This window comes from Streptomyces sp. NPDC037288 (assembly GCF_055603265.1).
Genome location: NZ_JBVJVY010000123.1, coordinates 1 through 6,263 on the forward strand (window position 1 = coordinate 1; position 6,263 = coordinate 6,263).

Consider the following 6,263-nt stretch of genomic DNA (forward strand, 5'->3'; position numbering starts at 1 on the left):
CGAATAGTCCTTCATCGCCATCGGCGGTCTTCTCGCTTCCTCCGGATCAAGCAGATCCAGTATCAGCGTGTCCACCACTCAGGGGGAGGCCCCGCGGTCGGTCGGCTGGCACCCGGCTTGCCAGCGGCCTCCCCGCCATGCCAGCGGTGAGCCGCTGCCAGGAGAACCGGAAGTGCCTGACCGGCTTCGGTCACAGGGCGGCCTCTTGTCTCCGGTAACCCCGCTCCTCCGCGTTCCAGGTTGCCCACCACTCCCGACACCATTCAAGCTGTGGTCCAGGCCGCCGCCGGCCTGACCGTGCAACTGCCTTTGCCTACATAGCCTGTCGGCACGATGGATGAGACAACATGGATTGCGGCGTACTGAATCAGGCCACGCTGCCTTAAAACATATGCACACGCAAGCGGATTTGGAACGCAATGGGGCAGGGTGCCTGCCCCATTGCGAGGGCGGAGACGCTGGAGGAGGTGTTGCAGGTTAGCCATCAGTTCGGCCGCGCTGATCTTCGGCGGGGCTGCGGACTACGCGCCAGCCTTGCTCGGGCTCGTCGGCCGGAAGTACAGCTGGCAGCCGCATGACCGGGCGACATGCCGGAGAGCAGTCCAAGGCATTTTCGAACCGGACAGGAGCTATCGACGCGGAACAGGACGAAACGCGAGACTCGCCGCGGCTCCAGCAGTACGCATTCAACGCAAACAGCCATCAATAGGCGCATCTCATGCAGTCGACAAAACTGCCAAACTCGCACAGCAGCGAGAAGAACGTCCCCTAAGCGGGCGTCCACCGCGTCGGCCCACTTCTCGGTCGGCAGACGGGGCCGTCTCGTCAATCTCGCATTGCCGCAGCGCCGGAGAGTGGGTGGTTGGAGACAACGCCGATGACCTGCTCGACGGGGCGCGATTTCGGCCGAGTTCCGACCTGTCCCACCAACTCGCAGGGAGTTCCCGCATGAGGTGTCGTAGATCACCCGCAGACATAGGCCTCCGGCACCCGACTTACGGGTCGGCCACAACTCGAAACGCCTCTTAGTCCACGCAGAGGGAAGCCGCGGCGCGGCATGCCGACGCTGTTTTGGTCCAGTCAGTGCGCGGCCTCGAAGGCTGTGTGGATCTCCCGCGGGACACGGCCACGGTCGTTCACTTCATAGCCGTTCTTGCGTGCCCATGCCCGGACTTCTTCGGCACTAGGGCCGTCCGCAGGCGCCCTCCGCGGGCTTCCTGCGCCCTTGACCCGCCCGGTCTTGCGGCCTTTTTCGATGAACGGGCGTAGAGCTTCGTCCAGTTTGTCATAGCTTTCGGGCGTTAGGTCAATTTCGTACTGAACGCCATTGAGCGAGAACCTGTGCGTGGACACCTCATCGGATTCCGTGCCGGTGAGGTCGTCTGTGTAGACAGTCACTACTTTCTGGGCCATGGGCTGATTGTACATCAATTCCCTGAGAAGTCCATCTCGGTCTCCTTAGCCTGGCCGGGGGGTCCGGCCATGCCGCTTTCGCAGTGACATTCTCAATGTCAACCCCTGGGATGAAGGCGGCGAGGTCCATCAATAGAAATGGAATCGTCCTCGTTTGGGTACTCATCGTGAAGGAGTGGGATGAGTCCCATGTCGGCAGGGTAGCGGAGGCGGGAAGGCGAGACAGAGCCTCGCCGAGTGTCCAGCATTTCGAGCCGAAGTCGCACCCTAGCGGTCGAAAACGGAATGTAACACGGGCCCGGAGTGAGGAACCAGTCATCCAAACATGATTCCGATATGAAGAGTAGGCCACGGGATCACCGATTGAAGTGGCGGGAGGGGAAGCGTCCGAATCCGGTGATCTTGCCGTCGGCGGATGCGGCGCTCGACGCGGGCGTGTGCCAACGTGTAAGTCGGGTGGTGTGAGTAGCGGCGGGCGATGGGGAGTCGGCCGTCGAAGGTGATGTCGAAGGCCTGATGGGCGGGCTTGCGGGGCAGGGTCCGGCGTTTGTGTTCCTGGCCGGTGGGGTCCAGGCTCATGACGGGTCATGTAGACGCGTTTGAGGGCTGCGGTCTCGTTCGGGAAGTGTCCGCGGGCCGGACGGCCTTGTGTATGCGCGCATCGACCGACTCGATCGCATTGGTGGTGCAGACGACGCGAGGGATCTCAGTGCCAAACCGGGGGGAAGGGGACGAACTCCGCCCAGGCGTTCCCAAAGCCGCACGACCGCCGGATACTTGGCGCCCCCCCTCCTCCTCCTGGAACTCCAGGAAGCGGTCTTCTGCCGCGCTCACGGTCGCAGCCGTGCAGACCGGCTTGAGTGCGCGGGAGGTCTTGTCCCAGTCCTGGCGGCCCGCGGAGCGGAACGACGCCCGGATCAGGCGGACGACACACGTCTGGGTGACCGCCTGGGGCCAGACCGCCGAGATGGAGACGGGCAGGCCCTTGAGCCCGTCGCAGACGATCATGCACACGTCCTCGACGCCACGGTTCTTGATCTCGGTCAGGACCTGGAGCCAGTACGTGACGCCCCCGCCCCCGTCGCCGGCCCACAAGCCGAGCATCTCGCGCGTGCCCTCCACCGTGACCGCCGGGCCACGCAGACCGGCCGGTTCGCTGCCGCTCGCGCACCTTCACGTGCACACAGCCGAGAAGATCACCGGATAGACCGAGTCCAGCGGCCGGGTCTGCCACTGCGCCATCCCGGCCACGATCTTGTCGGTAACGGCCGGGACGGTCCACTCGGACACGCTGGCGCCACAGACCTCGCCCGGGCGGGCGGAGATGCCAGCGTGCGTCAGACCACGCGCGGACAGCGACAGGACCACCTCGTCGACACCGGTCAGCCGCCGCCGCGCTTCTTGACGATCTGCGGCCCAAAGCTGCCGTCGCGGTCACGCGGCACCGCGATCTCCACCGGACCGACATCGGTCAGCACGGACTTGGACCGGGCCCCATCACAGCTGCTGCCGCTGCCGGCACCAGCCGGGCCGTGCTTCTCCCAGCCGAGACGGCCAGCGACCTCGCCTCCGAGAACGGACCCCAGCACCCGCTCGGTCAGCTGCAGCAGCCCGCCCTCACCGGCCAGCCGCAGGCCACTCCCACGGGCCCGGCCAACCAACTGCCCGATCAACTGCTCACCCAGCACGTCCACCGGCAACCCGGCCAACCGGACCTCTTCAACCACCTCGGCAAAGACAGTCACGCCGCTCATCACGTGCCACTTTCATGAACGGGAGTATCACCAAAGACCGCACAGTCCCGCGTGGGCATCCTCCACACCGTCGCAGGTCACCAGGACCTTGGTTCAGGTCGGTAGCAAGGGCACCCGAAGCGGCGTCTCCTCGATCGGCATCTGCTCGGCCCGGTGCAGTCGGGGCCTGTACAACTCTCGCCCGACCTGCGCAGCCACGCTCCTGGCTGCGGCGCCGGTGGGCCCGGAGAGAAAGCCGACGAAGAAGGGTGCAGCATTGCGGCGGGTCGCTGGTACTTGTTCAGGCTCCAGTCGACACTGGCAGGATGGCAAATTCACTTCAGTTCCTGGCCCAGCTCTGGGTGGAGAACACGTGGCTGAACGTGCACAGTCTCGGGCCGGGCGGCATGCTGGATCCGGACCGCAACGAACTGGTCCAGCTGGACTTGTTCGAGCCATCGTCCGTCCACGACCTGGAACGTCTGGTCGCGGCACTCCTCACTGCGCATGCGGACAAGCCCATGGGCGTCCTCGTCGGTGACGGCGCCGGCAGTGAGTACCTCTTCGGCCCGGGACAAGTCGGCCCCTTCCGCTTCGTCCAGCGGGAGTAGACAGACGTTCCCCGCGGCAGCGAGGTCCGTGTGAGGCGTTGGAGTTGTCATGAAGCTGAAAAACAGCAGATTCTCCTTTGCCGCCTTATGGGCGGCAGTGGCCTGCCTCGCGGCAACACCCGCCACGGCGACGGGAGGCCTGACCTATCTCGGCAAGACCAGTGATGTGTTCACCGTTCAGGACGTTGGCCAATGGGTCAGCGATCCTCGGGACACGTTCTTCGTTCCCTTCTACGGCAACCCGGTGATCAGCGGTACCAATCTGTACGCACCCGACCCCGTCCGGTCGGAGGGCATTTGGAACGTTTACTTCGGCGGCTGGCTGACCCAGGCCACCAGCGACGAGATCTACCTGGCCACCACCGGCGACGACAGCCTGGTCGGCGGCTACTCCGGCATCAAAACGGTCATCGGACACGGCATCTACCAACACGTCAATGACCCTTCGACGATCCGGCGCAGGACTGGGTGGGTCATGGCGATGACCACCGTCAGGACGCCGGGCGACGACCAGTGCTCGGTGCTGACCTCCCCTGACGGTGTGGGCTGGCCGCAGCTGACCGACCGCAGCCATGAGGTGACCTTCAGCGGAGCGCATGTCACCCACTGCGGCCGTCCGTCACTGATCTGGAATGCCGGCTACCACCACGGCACCGGCCGTTGGGAGATGTACTTCGACGGCGCAGTCAATGGCGGCCCCCGGCAACAGCATCTGGCCGTTTCCACCGAGGCCGTCCCCACCCACCTCACCTACATCGGACCGGTCGGCGCCTTTGTCGACGCCGACATCAAGTTTGTCGGCGGGCAGTACATCGCCGCCTACCGCAGGATCGATGGTCCCAGGGACAGGCGCATCGATTACGCCACCAGCCCGGACGGCGTCCACTTCACCGACCACGGCGAGCTGCTGGCCCCCGATCCGCTGGCCGGCTACGACGACTGCGGCGTCACCAGCCCCGGCTGGGCCATCGACGACAGGGAGCTGATCACCTCCCTGATGTACGGCGGCAGCGCCAGCTGCGGCTACGACACTCACCAACTCGGCGTCGCCTTCCCGCAATCCGCGGTCACCTTCTTCACAGGTGACATCACCCATCTGGACCGTGAAGCCGTCAGCGCCACGGTGCAGCGTGTCGCCACCCACGACTACTCGACAGTCGATCGGGTCTGGGACGTCGCCAAGCCCGGCGCAGTCCCTGGTATCGACCAGCCCATCGCCGGCACCCGCGGGGACGCATGGTCGATCCAGCGCCGCGCCTTCACCCCGCTGCCCTGCCAGGGCGCGACCGCCTCATCCACTGCGGGCAGCGAATTCGTTGCCTCCAAGGCCATCGACGGCAATCCACCGAGCACATGGTCCTCCGCCGGCGGCCCTGCGAACCGCACCGAGTGGATCTCAGTCGACCTCGGCGTCACACAGCCCATCCGCCGGGTCGTCCTCACTCCCCGCGAACACGGATGGGGCTTTCCGATCGACTTCACCGTCCAGAGCAGCGACGACGGGAGGAAATTCAACGACGTCCCGTTCCAACAGCACACCGGATTCACCAACCCCGGCTCCACCGACGTCGCACTCGCCTTCGCGGCACCGGTCCAAGCCCGCTTCATCCGTGTCCTGGCCTCCAGGCTCGGCACCGATCCCTATGGCAACCCCCACTTCGAGCTGGCCGAACTCTCACCCCAGAAGTAGGCCGACGTAGGCCCCATGTAGTTTGCGGCTGTGTCCGTCATATCAACGAGTGATTTCCCTCTGTTCGTAGGTGGGTCGAGGTCCGTGGCGGCGGAGGTTTGGCAGCGGCTGTCCTGGCCTCGCTCACGCAGCGACACTTGTCCACGGTGCCGCTGCAATCGTTGGGCCCGTCGCGTCCCCGTGTACGACGGGCCCAACACATGCGAGTGCTGCGCCCAGCCTCTCCTTCCCCCCGGCTCCATCCCTCCCTCGCCCACATTTGAAGCTCCGCCATCTTGAAGTGGCTGGGCAGCGGGGTGGCGTGACCCCGTTTCCGGGTACTCGTGCTGGTCGTGGGCGGCAGTCTGTGGTGTAGATAATTGTTCGGCGCCAAGGAGATCTTCCGGGTGCCGGAGGAAGGTCCGGTCTTCTGCCTCGGCTTGCGCATCGGCGACACCGACCTCGGGCTGGTGGCCAAGGCGAAGCCGGGGGACCGGGAGGCGTCGCGGATCTTGCTCAGCATCGGTGTCAACGACGTCGGTGAGACGCTCGGCCGGGTAACGGCGCTGGGCGGCTCGGTCCGCGGCGGCCCCAACGACATGCCGTGGGGACAGCGCGTCGCCCACATCCAAGGCCCCGACGGCAACCCGGTGAACCTCACCCAGCCGGTCCGACGCTGTTCCGGGTGCTTGTGCTGGTCGTGAGCTGCCTGCGGTAGAGATCATTTGCCGGTAGTGGCCTCGTAGGACTCCGTTAGGTCTGTCTTGATCTTGGTGTTGTGTGTGTCCTGCTGGGCAGGGGTTGGTGGCAGGTGGTGCAGATGCCGGTCCAGCACCT

At 65.4% G+C, this 6,263-nt stretch carries 4 protein-coding genes and 1 pseudogene; 3 read left to right on the plus strand and 2 right to left on the minus strand.

The genetic code is table 11. The annotated features are described in order from the left end of the window. Positions 1-1,080: 1,080 nt before the first annotated feature. Positions 1,081-1,413: a histone-like nucleoid-structuring protein Lsr2 gene (locus tag ACZ7GZ_RS41800; RefSeq protein WP_471032927.1), complete on the minus strand. Its 333-nt coding sequence runs from the start codon at positions 1,411-1,413 to the stop codon at positions 1,081-1,083. A gap of 585 nt (positions 1,414-1,998) precedes the next feature. Then, positions 1,999-3,167, minus strand: a pseudogene (locus ACZ7GZ_RS41805) (IS256 family transposase). A gap of 305 nt (positions 3,168-3,472) precedes the next feature. Between ACZ7GZ_RS41805 and ACZ7GZ_RS41810 the strand changes: the two are divergent. The 3 genes from ACZ7GZ_RS41810 (at position 3,473) to ACZ7GZ_RS41820 (ending at position 6,130) form a co-directional block, all read left to right on the plus strand. Next, entirely contained in the window at positions 3,473-3,757 is a 285-nt protein-coding gene (locus ACZ7GZ_RS41810; protein WP_471032929.1) for a hypothetical protein, read from the plus strand. A gap of 49 nt (positions 3,758-3,806) precedes the next feature. After that, the gene (locus ACZ7GZ_RS41815) at positions 3,807-5,447 is read left to right on the plus strand and encodes a discoidin domain-containing protein (protein WP_471032932.1); all 1,641 of its coding nucleotides are present in this window, start codon (positions 3,807-3,809) and stop codon (positions 5,445-5,447) included. A gap of 359 nt (positions 5,448-5,806) precedes the next feature. Beyond that, entirely contained in the window at positions 5,807-6,130 is a 324-nt protein-coding gene (locus tag ACZ7GZ_RS41820; RefSeq protein ID WP_471032934.1) for a VOC family protein, read from the plus strand. The last annotated feature ends 133 nt before the right edge of the window (positions 6,131-6,263 follow it).